A 15,124-nucleotide genomic window follows, 5' to 3' on the forward strand; every position below is an offset into this window, starting at 1 on the left:
GTGGCTGTTGCACAACACTACTGCTTGATTTGAGCTTTGACTTGCCTTTCAAGATATCGATAGTAGAACCGCTCTTGCCAACCTAAAGTAGCATAGGTGGGAGTAAATGATCTCATCTATGCTTTTTTTCGTGGAATCGGTCGCGCTTGGCGACAGCCCGGCCTTGTATTTTAGCAATTTCTTCAAGTTGTAGGCGATGGCGGCCATAATCATACATTTATTTGCCTGCTCAATGCCTTTTGCATTTATTCTACCCATGCCAGTATAATTGATTAGTGAACCAATTACCGGCTCGACAGTGCTGGAACGAAGCTTTTTATAGGTCTTGGCTCTATCGCTGCTCATTCTTTGGTACATCTGATCGTACAATGGCTTATCAAGTGAGTGCTTGATCCTTCTCGTCCCCATATAGTTCAGACACGTACTTTTTATTGGGCAGTTCATACAGTCTGCTGGATTGGTTCGGTAAATCTTTCTCTGGAGCTTCCTGTTTTTAGCAAGTTTTTCATAGCATCTAAATGTGGCATGCACTCCCTTTTTGCAGGTATATCGGTCATTCCCAATATCATAAGTAAATCCCTCTTCTTGCCTGTCTTTTTTGTAACTGGCAGTATTGGGAATGTAACCTTCGATGTTATGCTCAGCCAGAGACCGCATAGCATCTCCACTGCTGTAACCAGTATCTGCTAGTATTTCGTTGACTTGAATATTATGCTCCTGCATATTCTCGACAATTTTTTCGAGTATTTTGGGAAGGCTGACATTGTCAGCAGCATTACCCGGAAAAGCACCGATATAGGTAATAAGATGGCTAGCTGTATCAACACTGACCTGGCTGCGATAATACAGGTTCATTGGCTTTCCCGGCTTCATTGTTATTCGCGCATCCGGATCCGAAGGGCTAACGTGGCTCTCATTTGATGCAGGAACCCTTTTAGTCCCAGTAGTTTTATCGTTGCAAATTGGCTTTTCCAGCGCTGCAACATCTTTATCAACGTTGTCAGCTAATTCCTGAACGTATACGTTGGCATCGGCCATGACCTGTTTTTCAACCATCTTACTGATAGAAGCATTTGCACGCACGAGTGCACTGTCAATAGCCTGACGTTTTCCGGAGATCAAACCATGGTCTACACATAGCTTCAACACCTGTTTAAACAATGTAATGAACTGGTCTTCTCCATAAAGTTTGCGCGTACGACTGAGCGTTGAGTGCCAGGGGAATTCTTCATCTAAGTCATATCCCAGGAAGAACAAAATATCCATCCGCATTCGCGACGTGCGTATTATCCGCCTATCACTGGTAAGATTTTCAAGATATCCCACTAGCATCAGTTTCATAAACACGACCGGATCGATACTCTTTTGGCCTTCACTTCCATAATAGTCAGCCGTGCTCTTGTATAAGAAACGAAGATCAAGTATTTGGCTTAACTGGCGGTAGAAATTATCAGCCGGGACATACTCTGAAAGCTGAAAGTTGATGAACAAACGTTCCTGTTGAATCTTTTTTCCTTGCATGTACTGAAGTTAACCAAAATCGAGGTTTTAGCCAACACCTCCCAACCCCTTAATCTGGGTTTTGCAACATAGAAATCCAAGTGGGTTTAATCCTCATGAGTTGTGCAACAGTCACTATAACGCGCGGGGACCGGATTGGCCATGAAATTTTCGCCCATCGGGAAGACATTGAAGTGCCCGATATCGTGCTGCAAATTTTCAGGTAGCCAGTTGAACTTGTATTGGTAGAATTCTTCGAGTGATTCCGGTTTTTCCATGAGGCAAAGTTACGAAAATCAAATAGAATGGACCATAGACCTTAGACCATAGACGGCGGTCGGCGGCCGGGGGCAGTTTTACCGCTCGATTAAATCCCGCATTCGCGGTTTGTAAAACAGTACTTTTCTCTAAATTAGGTTTTTAAACAATACCATTCACCCGAAACCAATCACACACAGTATTCATCTTCTATACACATTCTTTCAATGAAATCTTTCAGTCCACTGCTTACCGAGCACTTTGAAAACGGCACGCTGGTTTGTCCCCTCTGCCTGTCCCCCTTAAAAATCGTTGACGAAAGCATCTACTGCACCAATACGACGTGCGCGCATTCGACCTCTGAAATTCCTCTGATACAGAGAAAAATACCCATACTCGTCAATTTCGACGAAACCATCCTGAGCAAAGACGCATTGCTCGCCACAGGAGGCGAGAGCCTTATCCCACGCAGCGGCAACAAATACGACGCGATCAAGAAGATTTTCTGGGGAGGCGACAGCAAAACCAGGCGGAATCTTGCAAAATTCCTGGAAACGCTCCCGAAATACCCGGACAAAAAAGCGACTGTACTCATCATTGGCGGAGGCGCCGTGGGGAACGGCGCGGCAGGAATGTACGATGCCAAAGACATCGATGTGCTCTCTTTCGACATTTACGCCTCTTCCAATACCGATTTCATTGCCGATGGCCACTCACTACCCATCGCCGACAACAGCATCGATGGCATCTGGATCCAGGCCGTACTTGAACACGTCATGTACCCGCACCGCGTGGTAGCCGAGATCCACCGCGTGCTCAAACCTGGCGGTATCGTGTATGCGGAAACGCCCTTTCAGCAACACGTACACGAAGGCCCGTACGACTTCACCCGCTTCACCGAAAGCGGTCACCGGTTGCTTTTCAAAGATTTCAGATTAGTCGATTCCGGTTTCCTGACCGGCATTGGTGCAGTACTGCTCTGGAACGTGCGCTACGCGGCTTGGGGCCTTACACGGAGCAAAAAAGCGGCTATCGTAATTGCCATGGCATTCGGGTGGGTCCGGTTTTTCGATCACCTCGTACCCGATTCATTTAATGTAGATACTGCAAGCGGGGTGTATTTCCTGGGACGGAAGGATTTGGACTACAAATTCAGCGACAAGGATATTGTTACGCATTATAAGGGATTTCAGCGGAAGTGAAGTTTTGACCACTGACGGCCGACCGCCGATTGCATGGGAATGAAATGGGCCATGGATCATCGACGATGACCCATGGTCTTTTAGTTTATCATTACCGCTTTCCAGCCTCCGCCAGTTCAGCTTCGTCCAGCGCCCTGATTTCTTCGAACAATGCTTTGATTTCGTTGATTACGTCCCACATTTCTTTTTTCATTGCATTCCAAAAAGGTTGCATTGCTGCTCTATCTTCGTCAGAAACCGAATTATACCATTTATAAAACTCAGATTTAATGGCCGGTATCTCTGAAATATCGGCTGCAATTGTTCGCGACCGATACTCTTGAAGGTGACGTCTTAGTTCTGCTTTCATGTGCGCTAATTAAAAGGTATTATATCATACTTAACATTTCTCTCAATTTTATCGCTTCCTTGCTGTACGTCTCAAATTCAGCATCGCTCAACTCATTGGCCGAGGTCACCAAAGCATTGTCAAGGTATTTCAAACGTGTGATGATCTGCTCAGAGAGTTTTTCCCGTCTCGTTTTCCTCTTCATATTTTATAGTGTGTAAAACCTAAAATTAACGTTTCCCGACAGAAAGATCAACCGGAAAACGCTAATTATCAGTATCAACGATCCTCCGGCTGATCGAGCGGCGGTTGGCGGTCAATATCATTTCCGCGCCTCGGCGAGTTGTTTCTCCTTTAAGGTTTTCAGTTCGTCTAGCGCGTCCTTCACTTCCTTAATCATTTCCCATGCCTCTTTTTTAACGTCGGCCCAAAACGGTGCCATTTCGGCTCTATCCTGATCTGAAACCGAGTAGTACCAGTCAGAAAAAGCCGCCCTTATTATTGGAATTTCAGATTCCTCCGCAGTAATCAGCTTCGATTTGTATTCATTTAGTGTCTTTCTAATATAAGCTTTCATACTGATTGCAGAAAAAAAGTTACAACATCTTTAACACCTCTTTGTCGACCACCATTGGACCAGTGGCTGATCAATCGGTGATCGGCCGGAGGCAGTCAACATCATTTCCGGGCCTCGGCGAGTTCTTCCTCTTTTAGGGCTTTGAGCTCCTCTATCAAACCCTTGATTTCCTCGATCACTTCCCGTGCTTCTTTTTTAACTTCATCCCAAAAAGGCGCCATTTCTGCCCGATCCTCGTCCGAAACCGAATTGTACCACTCGAAAAATGTAGATTTGATCTCCGGGATCTCAGTACTATCAGCCGCCCTGATTTGCGCCATGTACGCGTCAACCCGATTCCTAAATTCTGCTCTCATATGCTTTAAGATAAACTCCGCAACATTTTTAACATATCTCTCATCTTCACCTCTTCTGCGCGGATTTCTTCGAATTTGGCATCACTTATTTCCGTCGACGGCGCGGACATCACATTTTCGAGGTAGTCTAATCGGTTCCGGAGTCTTTCAGCCAATTCCGCCTGTCGACTTTTTAGTCTCATGTCATAGTGTGTAAACCTAAAATTAACGTTTCCCGACAGAAAGGTCAACCGGAAAACGCTAATTCTCAGTACCAATGATCCTGCGGTTGATCGAGCAGTTGCGGGCCGGCGGAGGTCAAAGTTTCTCCCGGTTCCGATCCGTCAAATACGCCAGACCCAGCACAATTGCCTGCAAAACCACGAACGAACCCAGCAATGCGGGAATGGAATCTTCCGGCGGCGGGCCGAACGTATTGAAGATTTCGGCGATGACGAAGAAAGCGATCAGGGAAATGAGGCCCCACCTCCCCTTACCATTGATGGCGCGGGTGTTTTTAATGTAAATCCAGACGCCGACGATGAATATAATCGCTTCCGTTAAAACCGTCAGCGGCAGCGAGTTCCACATGCCCATTCCGAATTTCTCATTGCCAAAAGGCGTCAGTGGAAGGTCGGGAACATGGACGACGAGGTCGAGGAACCAGTGGCTCAGTACAGCCAGGCCGACGATAATCGCACTGCGCATATCTTTTTGGAATAACCCATAAATACCTCCGCACACAAGCGCCCACACGACGCCCATGACGAGGCTGTGCGTATAAGGGTAATGCACGAATTCAAATGGGGTGACCTCGGTAAAGCCGGGGCGAATATTTACCTTTTCCACGTCCAGCAGAAGCAGGAACGGCCAGAGAATGTCCACAAACTCGACGGCGACGAAGAGCGTCAGGAGCGAAACTTTGGGAGCGACTTTCTTGGCCCCGAATGCTAAACCATAATGACCTAAAAACATAATACAAGTGGTTGATTAATGACCCTGCAAAGGTATTTGGGCTATTTTCGAACGCACTTGACCTAGATCAAGAAATCAGCTGAGCTGCTTCCGGCGAATGCGGCTGATGGTTTCGGGGGTCATACCGAGCATGGAGGCGATGTATTGCAACGGTACCTGCGTGAAAATGTCACGGTGGCTTTCGAAAAGCAGGTTGTAGCGCTGCTCGGCGGTCATGGAAAGAAAGGAAAACACGCGGTCTTCGAGCGTGGTGAAGCAATGCGCGATGAAGAGCTTCTCGGTGACAGGCCACTTGGGAATGTAATCGCCGAGCCGGTCATAGTCGTTTTTTTCGATGGTATAAACCGCTGTATCGGTGAGCGCCTGAATGTTCCAGCGGGCGGGACTGGCGAACACCAGGCTGGCCAGATCGGTTACGAAATAGCCTTGCGTACAGATCCACTGGGTTACTTCCCTATCTTCCAAATCCACATAAATCCGCAGCAAGCCCGACTGAATGAAGCTGAGCTTATTACAATGTTTCCCTGTTTTGAGATAAAAATCGCCCTTTTTCAGTATTTCGGGTTTGAAAAAGGAAGCGACTTTGACCAGGTCGGTTTGATCGAAGTCAAAATAAGTTTGCAGGTAGTTTTCAAGGTCTGTCATAATGCGCTGAAATCGGTCGTAAATGTAACAAAGAACCAGCGCCGCACACGGCCATTATCGTACAAAAGTGTCCGAATGCGAACGGGGGACTGAGCTATCAGAAATTTAAATTACTGTAATACAATAAATTACCGTTTTGGCATATATTTTATACAATGTACTATGTAATACAATGTACCGTCTATTAGCCATGAAAATTGCATTTTTGAACCACTCTCAGTTTGCCCTATTCCTATGTTGAAGAACTATTTTAAAATCGCCTGGCGGAATCTGGTCCGTAACCGCGTTTTCTCGGCCATCAATATCGCCGGGTTAGCAATCGGTCTCGCCTCCTGCATGCTGATCAGCCTGTATGTGATCGATGAACTGCGTTTCGACCGTTTTCACGAAAAGTCCGACCGCATTGTGCGCGTTACATTCAAAGGCACGATGCAGGGCGGGATCATCAATGAATCGCACGCGATGCCGCCTACCGCAGCCGCATTGAAAGCCGAGTACCCCGAGGTGCTGGAATCCACGAGGCTCCGGCATAGTGGAAAGCCGCTCGTTATGCTGAATAACCAGCTGTACAATGATGAAAAGCTGGCTTTCGTCGATTCCAATTTCTTCTCGGTTTTCACATTTCCATTCATCGCGGGAAACGCTAAAACCGCTCTCCTGGAACCGAACACCATTGTTTTGTCGGAAACTACCGCACGGAAATACTTCGGCAAAACGGATGTTGTAGGTAAAATCGTGACTTTCAAGGACTGGGATAAGGCCCTGCGCGTAACCGGTGTGATGAAGGATATGCCGTCCAATTCGCATTTGCGGTTCGATCTGCTGGGTTCGATGGTCACGCTGGACGAATCCAGATCGACTTCCTGGCTGACGTCCGAGTTCTTTACGTACCTGCTTTTGCCGAAAGGTTACGATTATAAAAAGCTGGAAGCGAAACTGCCGGCGACGATTGATAAATACATCAGTCCGCAGCTGAAACAATCGATGGGCGTAACCATTGCCGAATTCCGCAAGCAGGGCAACAACCTCGAATTCCGCCTGCAACCATTGACTGACATCCATTTGCATTCCGATTTTGAATATGACCTCGATGTGAACGGCGATATTACCTACGTCTACATTTTTGGCGCGGTGGCCGTGATGATGCTCCTCATTGCGTGTATCAACTTCATGAACCTCTCGACCGCAGGCTCGTCCAAACGCGCACGTGAGGTAGGCGTACGCAAGGTAATGGGTTCCGAAAAAAGCGAGCTCGTCGGCCAGTTTCTCACAGAATCCATTCTGCTGACATCCCTCGCATTGGTACTGGCCATTTTATTAAGTATCGTCGCATTGCCTGTTTTCAATGACTTGTCGGGTAAAAATTTGTCTTTGCAATGGGATGCAGTTCCGGGACTGATTCCGGCTGTTATCGGTTTCGCGCTCTTCGTAGGAATATTTGCAGGCAGCTATCCGGCATTCTTCCTGTCGTCTTTCAAGCCCATCACCGTGCTGAAAGGCGGATCGTCCGTCATCAAGCTCTCCTCTTCCGGCAAAAGCTTCAACTTACGCAGTGGACTGGTTGTATTTCAATTCTTTATGTCGATCATCCTGATTGTCGGTACAACAGTTGTTTTCCAGCAATTGCAGTTTATCCGTAACAAAAAACTGGGTTACAATAAGGACCAGGTGATTGTGGTACCGGTGTGGTCGCTGGGCAAAAACATGGAAACATTCCGCGAGGGCCTGATCCGCGACTCACGCGTTGCGAACATAAGCCTATCGGGATATGTACCGGCCGGACCTTCCGACAATAACAATTTCACAGTCAATCCGGACGGCAAAACCGACCGTATGGTCAAAACACTACGCTACGAGGTCGATTACAATTACCTCCCCACGCTGGGTATGGAAATGGCCCGGGGCCGTAATTTTTCGAAAGAGTACGGGATGGACTCCACTGCTATTATCATCAACGAGACCGCCGTCAAGATCTTCGGCTGGACACCGGAGAATGCTATGGACAGGCTCATTACACGCAACGACAATGAGGGAAGAAAGGCGACCTACCATGTTATCGGCATTGTAAAGGACTTCCATTTCCGTTCCATGCACGAGCGGATCGGGCCGTTGGTGATGACATTGAACAATGGCTGGGGATGGATGATGGTCAAAACCCGCAGCGCGGAAGTGTCAGGACTGGTGGCTTCCATGAAGAAAAACTGGGACGGTTTCCACCCCGATATGCCGTTCAGCTACACTTTCCTCGACGAGCGTTTCAACGAAACTTACAAGGCAGAGCAAAAAACCGGCCAGATCCTTGGCACGTTTGCCGGGCTGACGATCTTCGTAGCATGCCTGGGTTTGTTCGGACTGGCGACGTTCACGGCTGAGCAGCGTACCAAGGAAATAGGCGTGCGGAAGGTTCTCGGCGCGTCGGTGGCGGGCATTATCACATTACTTTCGAAAGATTTCCTGAAACTGGTGATTATCGCATTGCTCATCGCGACACCCGCAGCGTGGTGGCTGATGGACCGCTGGTTGCAGGAATTTGCCTACAAAATCGACGTTACCTGGTGGATGTTCGCGCTGGCTGGTGCATTGTCAGTACTCGTGGCATTGTGTACGATATCTTACCAATCTGTCAAAGCCGCATTGATGAACCCCGTCGAATCCCTTCGCTCGGAATAGCCGATGGATCGAAATAAACTATTTGACTCACAAATAGTTATTATTTTCGAACCCGGGTCGTATGCCTTTTGGCAGTCGGCCCGGGTTTTCTGTTTTAATCCAAACCATCGATCTGAATGGAAGCTACGATCCGCTGCAAAATCACCCGCCATACCCATGTTTTTCAACCGGGCAATATCGTCGAAGTGAGGCGGCGTATTTTGGAAAAATCTGAAAATCAGCCGGTATCCGGGTATTTCGTACCGGATATTGGCGATGGTACGCCAGGCATTATCCCGCTGGACACCGCCGAACCGCTCGCGGACGTTCCCGCGCCTGAGGAAACGTATTACGGCAAATGCGTGCTTACGAGCGTTTCGAACTTCTGGCAAAATTCCGCGGACAATCAAGTCATTTCGCCAAACGGCACGGTGGAGCCTGAAAAAGTGCGGGTTATCCACTATCCCGACTGCCAGCAGCTTGTATTCCACATGCCCCGATACGCCTGGGACGCAGGTACATTCCGCCTTACCAACACCTGCTCACAGGAAGTAATCGAAGAAAAGCCCGTGCGCGAGCGCCTGAACGGAGGCACCATGATTTTAACCAACACACTACCATACCCGCCCGGCTTCTACACCATCGAAGCCAACTGGCCAGACGGCTGGACGCACCGCATTCAGTTTATCAAATTCACCGAAGGTTTCCCAAAAGCGCCGTTTGAAAACGCGCCCGGGAACTTCCGCCGCGCCATCCGAAACGAAGAGGTGCATTTACTCCATGAACCCGAACCGGAAATTGTCGAAGGCGTAACCGCTAATGGCACCCCGATACCGGACACTTCCTTCCGCCGCGACGACGACCGGGAATACACATCCCCCGCATGCAGCCTGCGCATGGTGCAGGACAGCAACGACCACCGTCTGTTCGACTACACCGGCCGGGAAATCCCAACTGGAATCGATGTCGAAAAGTTTAAAAAAGAGCTTATGAGCCGCTTTTTTCCCACATTGGAATACACACAGGACGGCCGCGGAGGCAGTATTTATTACAAGGAAGGCGATATCAAAATCGAGTTCGGCTGGGAATTCGGGGGCTTTAATACCGTCGTGATTATTTTTATTCCTGAGCCAAAATACTGGGAAGCGCACACCGGCACACCCCTGTCACGGCGCGACGAAATCCTGAAATTCCTGTGCGACCAGGTCATCCACGATCAGGCACGCGGCTGCAAAGCCGTAATGTATGACGATGCGATCAGTATTGTCCGCTAGCGTTGCTGGAATGGTTATTGATGCAAAATCCGCCATCATCAAAACTATGACCATTATGGCACAGAATTCAGAAACGATCGAAACGCTAAATGACCTGATCCTGATCAACAACGACCGGATCGCAGGGTACGAAAAGGCCGAAGCAGAAGCCGGCGAGCTCGAAAATGATTTACGGGCGATGTTTTCAAACCTCGCGGAAGAAAGCCGCGCGAATGTACTTGATTTGAAATCGCACGTAACACGCCTGGGCGGCGAACCGGCAACAGGTACCATGCTCTCGGGCAAATTGTACCGAATATGGATGGATATCCGGGCCACATTCACGTCCGACAACCGCCGCGCCGTCCTCGACAACGCCGAAGCGGGTGAAGACGCCGCCAAAAAGGCCTACGAAGAAGCATTGAAATCCGACGGCCTCCCCGCCGACGTGCGGCAACTGATCCTCAGCCAGTTCACCGCCATCCAGTCCGCCCACGACACCATCAAAACCGACCGCGACCGGCAAAGGGACGTTTCGAAATACCCGCTGACGACTTAGCAAGGCCCCGAAAGGGGCTTTTTTATTTCACAGACAATCAGCCATTTAAAACTTTTTTCAACTTTTTCCCTAAATTCCTGTAACCTTTCCCGTTCCCCGGAGTTACCACATCAAAATCACGAAAACAAAAGCGCGAAGCCTTGAACACCTTAACCGACAACTCGCTGATGCTCCGGGTCAAAACCGGGGACCTGGATAAGATGGGCTTGCTCTTCGAACGGTACAACCGGCCGCTTTTCGGATTTTTTTACCACATGACGCACAAAGCCGACCTCAGCGAAGATCTCGTCCAGAATGTGTTTTACAGAATGCTCAAATACCGGCATACGTTTGCCGGCGACGGAGAATTCAGGACGTGGATGTACCACCTGGCAAGGAACGTGCTCAACGATTCGGTGAAGCAGAACAGGTCGTTCAACTTTTACGATGTGAACGAGGTCGCCGACCGGATCGAAGGCGGAATGCTGGCGGACGAAAGCCTTGAAAAACAGCAGGACAACGATTTCCTGCACGAAGCGATGGGCGCATTGAGCCCCGAATACCGGGAGGTGCTGATTTTAAGCAGGTTCCAGGAAATGAAATACGACGAGATCGCCAAAGTACTGAATATCAATGAAGGAACGGTGAAAGTACGGGTCCACAGGGCATTGGGGGAATTGAAGAAAAAGTTTTTTACAAATGAAAGACGATAAGGAAATGAACTGTGAATATACCAAAGGCAAATTGACCGAGTGGCTCAACAATAATCTCGAAAAGGCGGAGCAAATGGAGGTCAACCGGCACCTGGCTGAATGCATGAGCTGCCAGGAAGAGTTCGTCGCCGATAAGCAGATCTGGGACGGCATGGCCAAAATCAGGGTACCTGAGCCGAAAGAAGCTATGCGCACCAATTTTTACACCATGCTGGACGAATTCAAGGAAGCGGAAAAGGCGGCGGCGCGGTTCTCTTTCCAGAGCATGATGGAAAGTATCCGGGAGTTTGTATTACCGCAATGGACCGTTCAGGTCGGATTTAGCCTGCTCCTGGTAGGATTGGGATGGGTGATCGGCAACCGGACGAGCCGCAGTAAGGTAGACGCCACCGCCTACCAGCAACGGATCGAGACGCTGGCGAGCCAGGTACAGGACATGAAAAGCACGATGATGCTTTCGCTGCTCGATAACCCATCGGCCACTGAGCGGCTCCGGGCGGTGGGGTACACTAGCGAGATCACGCACGCCGACGATCGTGTCTTAGAGGCGCTGTTTGCCACCTTAAACAACGATCCTAACGTAAATGTGCGGCTCGTTACGCTCGAAGCGCTCACGCAATATGCGGGTGACGCATCCGTACGGGAAGGACTCGTAAAATCCCTCGCATTGCAGGATTCGCCGATGGTGCAGGTGGCACTGGCCGATGTGATGGTCAAATTGCAGGAAAAACGCTCGGTCAAAGCATTGAAAACGCTGCTGCAAAAAGAAGACCTGAACGACCTCGTCAAAGTCAAAATCGAACAGACAATCAAAGACCTTTCATAAATCTAAATCAACTATTAGCCATGAAGTATTTTGCAATCCCCCTGCTGGCGGGAGCAGTGCTCTGCTGTACCCAGGCCCCGGCCCAGAAGCTCGAACACAAAGAGCACATCAGCAAGGAATTTACGATCAGCGCCGGCCAGGCCGCCAAAAATGTGCTGGCGATTTACAACATCAACGGGTTTATCAAAGTAGAAGGCTACAATGGCGATAAAGTCGTACTGGAAATCGACAAGAAGGTCAGGGCCAAAACGCAGGTCGACCTCGACGAAGGCAAAGCCGAATTCAAACTCGAAATCGAGCAGGATGCCGACAGCATCATCGCCTACATCGCCAACCCGTTCGACTCACGGCCCAACCGCAGCAGAAATAACTGGGACGGACCGAGGATCAAATACGATTTCGAATTGGATTTTACCGTGAAAGTCCCCTACTCGCTCAATCTGCACGTATCGACGGTGAACGGCGGCGATATCAACGTGAACGACGTGACCGGCTCGCTGGGCATTCGCAATGTGAACGGCGCCATCAAAGTCGTGAATGCCAAAGGAAAGGCAGATATGCATACGATCAATGGCAATGTGGAAGTGAATTATACCTCCTTACCTCCCGGCGAATCCGATTTCAAAACACTCAACGGCGACGTCAAGATCAGCTATCCGGCCGCATTGTCCGTCGACTGTCAGTTCAAAACATTCAACGGCGATTTTTTCACCGATTTCCCCAATGTAGAACGGCTTCCGGTGAGGGTCGTCAAGAATGCGGAAAACCGCGACAACAAAACGGTTTACAAGCTGAGTACCGAAACATTTATCCGTGTCGGCAGCGGTGGCCCTACGTACAAATTCGAAACATTCAATGGCAATATTTATCTTAAAAAACAATCATAACAAAATGAAAACCCCGCGCATTTTTGCCCTCGCAGCGTTCACAGCATTTACCGCCATTTCGGCACCATTGCTAGCCCAGGGCGATTTAAAGGAACAACTTACGATCCCGCTGAGCGATCCCGGCAAACCCGGTACGCTGAAAGTACACCTGATCCGCGGCTCCATCCGTGTGACGGGCTATACAGGCAACCAGGTCGTGATCGACGCAACTACGAGACAGTCCGAGCGATCGGAAAAGCCAAAGGAAAACGCCGAAGGCATGAAACGCATTTCCAAAAACGGTGCCATCGACATTCAGGCTACCGAGGAAAACAATGTGGTGAATGTGAGTTCAAAGCTTTTCAATTCACACATGGAACTGAATATCAAAGTACCTGCGAAGTTCTCGCTGAACGTCGGAACGATCAATGAAGGCGACGTATTGGTGGAAAACGTGGACGGCGTGCTGGAAATCACCAATGTGAACGGCGACATCCGGCTGACGAACATTTCAGGCTCGGCTGTGGCCAATACGGTGAATGGTTTGTTGAAAGTGAATTTCAAATCGGTCGATACCAAATCCCCGATGGCCTTCTCTACCCTGAACGGAAATGTGGACGTGACACTCCCGCCAACCGCGAAATTCGATCTCAAACTCAAATCCGACCAGGGCGATATTTACAGCGACTTCGATGTGGACGTCGACAAGACCGTACAGCCAGCAACCAAGACAGCCAAAGACGGCATGTACAAGGTCAGCATCGAAGACTGGGTGAAAGGCAAAGTCAACGGCGGCGGCAGCGAGATCATGATGAAGAATATGAACGGAAATATTTACGTCAGGAAAGCGAAATAACACACCCCAACCCTTGGCCCACGCCTCTGGCAGATCGTCTGTCAGAGGCGTTTTTTATGGGGTTACATTAAAATCTTTGCGGTGAGAGCGCCGCTATTCAATCGTCGCGCCGAGCTCCGAAAGCATTTTCTGCAGATCGTCGAGCTTCCGCGTCTTCACGGACGCCATAATCTGCTCTGTCGTGGCTTCGGCCGTGGCGATCGCTTCGAGGTAAATCTTCTTCCCGGCATTAGCCAGCTTCACATACGACACCCGCGCATCACGGCTGTTCGCCTCCCTTTTGACATACCCCAATTTCTCCAACGGCGACAGCATCCGCGTAATGCCCGACGCCGTCAAACCCACCTTTTCCGCGACGTCGGTACGCCGCAATTTCTCATCCGGCGCATTCGCCAGCTGGTGTAAAATCATGAATTCATTCAGGCTGATCCCCTGATTTTGAAGCCTCGCATCGAAGCGTTTCGCGGTGATCGTCTGGATAATAGTCAGGTTTAAAAACAGTTTCAGTTCCGGTGAAATGGTTGACATAAATTTGAAATGTATTTGATTTATAGTTGATATATATTTGATTAATCAAGTATTATGCAAATATAAATCATTGTTAAACGCTTGAAAAACAATTCAATGAAATAAATTTGAAGAAATACATATCTAATTGAATTTCAGCGTAGCGGGCAGGCACATCGCTTGACATTAAGCTTTGTTGTCGCGTACCTACGGCACGCCGGGAACGCGCCGGACTAAACCTGACCAATATACCTCCACAAAAAAAGCCCGCGACACAAATGCCGCGGGCCCGAATTCTGATAAAGACTGGTTTAATTAGCTCTTGCCAACTGTACTTCCAGGCGAATGTCTACATTGCGATCGTTGCCATTGTAGCGCGAGTTATACCCGCCGGTACCAATGCCTACGCCCATACCGCCGCCCATTCCGATTCCACCTCCAAGGCCGATACCGATGCGCGGGCTGAAACCCGAATTGGACGACGATTGCCCGTCGACCTTAATGCTCATTCCCATCATCCCCGTCTCGCGTGCATTCACGTTCATGAGCGCGAACGGGATCGCGATTTGCTCCGTGAGTTCGCCGTCGCGGTCCATGGCAATGTGCGATTTAATGCTGCCATCGGGGCGAACGAGGTCGATTAGATGCTGGCCGTCGCGGTCCTTCCAAACGGCTTCCTTGTTGTATGAATCCAGGAGCAATCCGAGACCGAGGCTGTTAGGCAAATCGGTTTCGACGCGGCGCAGCGCCTTGCGATCTTCCTTCATCACAACCGGGAAAGTAAGTGCATAACCTTCTTTCTTCTGTCCTTCGGGGCTGAAAGCGATTTTCAAGCCGCTGCTCAATATGTTCTGGATCGTGTTGGGATCTTTCGTTTTGAGCGTGATGTACACGTACTGGTCGTCGTTGATGATCCCGTATCTGAGGCGCGACCGCTGGTCCTGCTGGTCGGGTTTGATTTCATCTACATAGGAGAACGGCGCATTCCATTTAGATGAATAAGGCATCGTTTTGGAAGAACTGCAACCGCCGAGGGCTATTAACAGCAGCAATGACCAACTGTTTCTGATCGTTTTCATTTGTTGTTTTATCAATT

At 49.2% G+C, this 15,124-nt stretch carries 17 protein-coding genes; 8 read left to right on the plus strand and 9 right to left on the minus strand.

The window, feature by feature from the left end; genetic code table 11:
• Positions 1-48: 48 nt before the first annotated feature.
• Positions 49-1,521 carry an IS1182 family transposase gene (locus BMW93_RS12875; protein WP_090376304.1) on the minus strand — a complete coding sequence of 491 codons (1,473 nt, stop codon included), beginning with the start codon at positions 1,519-1,521 and terminating at the stop codon, positions 49-51.
• Positions 1,522-1,607: 86 nt separating this feature from the next.
• Positions 1,608-1,778: a hypothetical protein gene (locus tag BMW93_RS36140; protein ID WP_310590239.1), complete on the minus strand. Its 171-nt coding sequence runs from the start codon at positions 1,776-1,778 to the stop codon at positions 1,608-1,610.
• Between the two features lie 207 nt (positions 1,779-1,985).
• On the opposite strand from BMW93_RS36140, the gene BMW93_RS12880 reads away from it, so the two are divergent.
• Positions 1,986-2,960 carry a class I SAM-dependent methyltransferase gene (locus BMW93_RS12880; protein ID WP_090376307.1) on the plus strand — a complete coding sequence of 325 codons (975 nt, stop codon included), beginning with the start codon at positions 1,986-1,988 and terminating at the stop codon, positions 2,958-2,960.
• Between the two features lie 91 nt (positions 2,961-3,051).
• Here the strand turns inward: BMW93_RS12880 and BMW93_RS35150 are convergent, their stop codons facing one another.
• The 5 genes from BMW93_RS35150 to BMW93_RS12900 form a co-directional block, all read right to left on the minus strand.
• A complete protein-coding gene (locus tag BMW93_RS35150) occupies positions 3,052-3,309 on the minus strand; it encodes a hypothetical protein (protein ID WP_143061646.1) in 258 nt (85 codons plus the stop codon).
• Between the two features lie 301 nt (positions 3,310-3,610).
• A complete protein-coding gene (locus BMW93_RS12885) occupies positions 3,611-3,865 on the minus strand; it encodes a hypothetical protein (protein WP_090376309.1) in 255 nt (84 codons plus the stop codon).
• Between the two features lie 101 nt (positions 3,866-3,966).
• Positions 3,967-4,221, minus strand: a complete 255-nt coding sequence (locus BMW93_RS12890; RefSeq protein WP_090376312.1) for a hypothetical protein — start codon at positions 4,219-4,221, stop codon at positions 3,967-3,969.
• Positions 4,222-4,518: 297 nt separating this feature from the next.
• The gene (locus tag BMW93_RS12895; protein WP_090376315.1) at positions 4,519-5,175 is read right to left on the minus strand and encodes a metal-dependent hydrolase; all 657 of its coding nucleotides are present in this window, start codon (positions 5,173-5,175) and stop codon (positions 4,519-4,521) included.
• A 75-nt stretch (positions 5,176-5,250) separates the two neighbouring features.
• Positions 5,251-5,820, minus strand: coding sequence for a Crp/Fnr family transcriptional regulator (locus BMW93_RS12900; RefSeq protein ID WP_090376318.1), 570 nt, complete (start codon positions 5,818-5,820; stop codon positions 5,251-5,253).
• 234 nt (positions 5,821-6,054) lie between these two features.
• Here BMW93_RS12900 and BMW93_RS12905 point away from each other — a divergent pair, with 234 nt between their 5' ends.
• The 7 genes from BMW93_RS12905 to BMW93_RS12935 all read left to right on the plus strand — a co-directional run bounded on the left by BMW93_RS12905 (position 6,055) and on the right by BMW93_RS12935 (position 13,521).
• Positions 6,055-8,490, plus strand: a complete 2,436-nt coding sequence (locus BMW93_RS12905; RefSeq protein ID WP_090376321.1) for an ABC transporter permease — start codon at positions 6,055-6,057, stop codon at positions 8,488-8,490.
• A gap of 116 nt (positions 8,491-8,606) precedes the next feature.
• Complete coding sequence (locus BMW93_RS12910; RefSeq protein ID WP_090376323.1) at positions 8,607-9,743, plus strand: hypothetical protein; 1,137 nt, start codon at positions 8,607-8,609, stop codon at positions 9,741-9,743.
• Between the two features lie 55 nt (positions 9,744-9,798).
• The gene (locus tag BMW93_RS12915) at positions 9,799-10,281 is read left to right on the plus strand and encodes a PA2169 family four-helix-bundle protein (protein ID WP_090377641.1); all 483 of its coding nucleotides are present in this window, start codon (positions 9,799-9,801) and stop codon (positions 10,279-10,281) included.
• 167 nt (positions 10,282-10,448) lie between these two features.
• Positions 10,449-10,973 (plus strand): RNA polymerase sigma factor, encoded by a 525-nt coding sequence (locus BMW93_RS12920; RefSeq protein WP_090377644.1) that lies wholly within the window; start codon positions 10,449-10,451, stop codon positions 10,971-10,973.
• On the plus strand, positions 10,960-11,799 hold the full coding sequence (locus tag BMW93_RS12925) for a HEAT repeat domain-containing protein (protein ID WP_090376328.1): 840 nt from the start codon (positions 10,960-10,962) through the stop codon (positions 11,797-11,799). The genes BMW93_RS12920 and BMW93_RS12925 overlap by 14 nt, the downstream gene beginning before the upstream one ends.
• Positions 11,800-11,819: 20 nt before the next feature.
• On the plus strand, positions 11,820-12,686 hold the full coding sequence (locus BMW93_RS12930) for a DUF4097 family beta strand repeat-containing protein (RefSeq protein WP_090376331.1): 867 nt from the start codon (positions 11,820-11,822) through the stop codon (positions 12,684-12,686).
• Positions 12,687-12,690: 4 nt separating this feature from the next.
• Positions 12,691-13,521 (plus strand): DUF4097 family beta strand repeat-containing protein, encoded by an 831-nt coding sequence (locus tag BMW93_RS12935; protein ID WP_090376334.1) that lies wholly within the window; start codon positions 12,691-12,693, stop codon positions 13,519-13,521.
• A gap of 93 nt (positions 13,522-13,614) precedes the next feature.
• Here BMW93_RS12935 and BMW93_RS12940 read toward each other — a convergent pair whose 3' ends face one another.
• Both BMW93_RS12940 and BMW93_RS12945 read right to left on the minus strand, forming a co-directional pair.
• The gene (locus BMW93_RS12940) at positions 13,615-14,049 is read right to left on the minus strand and encodes a MarR family winged helix-turn-helix transcriptional regulator (RefSeq protein WP_090376337.1); all 435 of its coding nucleotides are present in this window, start codon (positions 14,047-14,049) and stop codon (positions 13,615-13,617) included.
• Positions 14,050-14,339: 290 nt separating this feature from the next.
• Entirely contained in the window at positions 14,340-15,107 is a 768-nt protein-coding gene (locus BMW93_RS12945; protein ID WP_090376340.1) for a hypothetical protein, read from the minus strand.
• Positions 15,108-15,124: the final 17 nt, after the last annotated feature.

It is taken from the genome of Dyadobacter sp. SG02 (assembly GCF_900109045.1).
Lineage (GTDB): Bacteria > Bacteroidota > Bacteroidia > Cytophagales > Spirosomataceae > Dyadobacter.

Bases quoted from the DNA above. Each gene is read 5' to 3' on its own strand.
- BMW93_RS12875 (WP_090376304.1), bottom strand. From the start codon at position 1,521: ATGCAAGGAAAAAAGATTCAACAGGAACGTTTGTTCATCAACTTTCAG.
- BMW93_RS36140 (WP_310590239.1), bottom strand. From the start codon at position 1,778: ATGGAAAAACCGGAATCACTCGAAGAATTCTACCAATACAAGTTCAAC.
- BMW93_RS12880 (WP_090376307.1), top strand. From the start codon at position 1,986: ATGAAATCTTTCAGTCCACTGCTTACCGAGCACTTTGAAAACGGCACG.
- BMW93_RS35150 (WP_143061646.1), bottom strand. From the start codon at position 3,309: ATGAAAGCAGAACTAAGACGTCACCTTCAAGAGTATCGGTCGCGAACA.
- BMW93_RS12885 (WP_090376309.1), bottom strand. From the start codon at position 3,865: ATGAAAGCTTATATTAGAAAGACACTAAATGAATACAAATCGAAGCTG.
- BMW93_RS12890 (WP_090376312.1), bottom strand. From the start codon at position 4,221: ATGAGAGCAGAATTTAGGAATCGGGTTGACGCGTACATGGCGCAAATC.
- BMW93_RS12895 (WP_090376315.1), bottom strand. From the start codon at position 5,175: ATGTTTTTAGGTCATTATGGTTTAGCATTCGGGGCCAAGAAAGTCGCT.
- BMW93_RS12900 (WP_090376318.1), bottom strand. From the start codon at position 5,820: ATGACAGACCTTGAAAACTACCTGCAAACTTATTTTGACTTCGATCAA.
- BMW93_RS12905 (WP_090376321.1), top strand. From the start codon at position 6,055: ATGTTGAAGAACTATTTTAAAATCGCCTGGCGGAATCTGGTCCGTAAC.
- BMW93_RS12910 (WP_090376323.1), top strand. From the start codon at position 8,607: ATGGAAGCTACGATCCGCTGCAAAATCACCCGCCATACCCATGTTTTT.
- BMW93_RS12915 (WP_090377641.1), top strand. From the start codon at position 9,799: ATGGCACAGAATTCAGAAACGATCGAAACGCTAAATGACCTGATCCTG.
- BMW93_RS12920 (WP_090377644.1), top strand. From the start codon at position 10,449: ATGCTCCGGGTCAAAACCGGGGACCTGGATAAGATGGGCTTGCTCTTC.
- BMW93_RS12925 (WP_090376328.1), top strand. From the start codon at position 10,960: ATGAAAGACGATAAGGAAATGAACTGTGAATATACCAAAGGCAAATTG.
- BMW93_RS12930 (WP_090376331.1), top strand. From the start codon at position 11,820: ATGAAGTATTTTGCAATCCCCCTGCTGGCGGGAGCAGTGCTCTGCTGT.
- BMW93_RS12935 (WP_090376334.1), top strand. From the start codon at position 12,691: ATGAAAACCCCGCGCATTTTTGCCCTCGCAGCGTTCACAGCATTTACC.
- BMW93_RS12940 (WP_090376337.1), bottom strand. From the start codon at position 14,049: ATGTCAACCATTTCACCGGAACTGAAACTGTTTTTAAACCTGACTATT.
- BMW93_RS12945 (WP_090376340.1), bottom strand. From the start codon at position 15,107: ATGAAAACGATCAGAAACAGTTGGTCATTGCTGCTGTTAATAGCCCTC.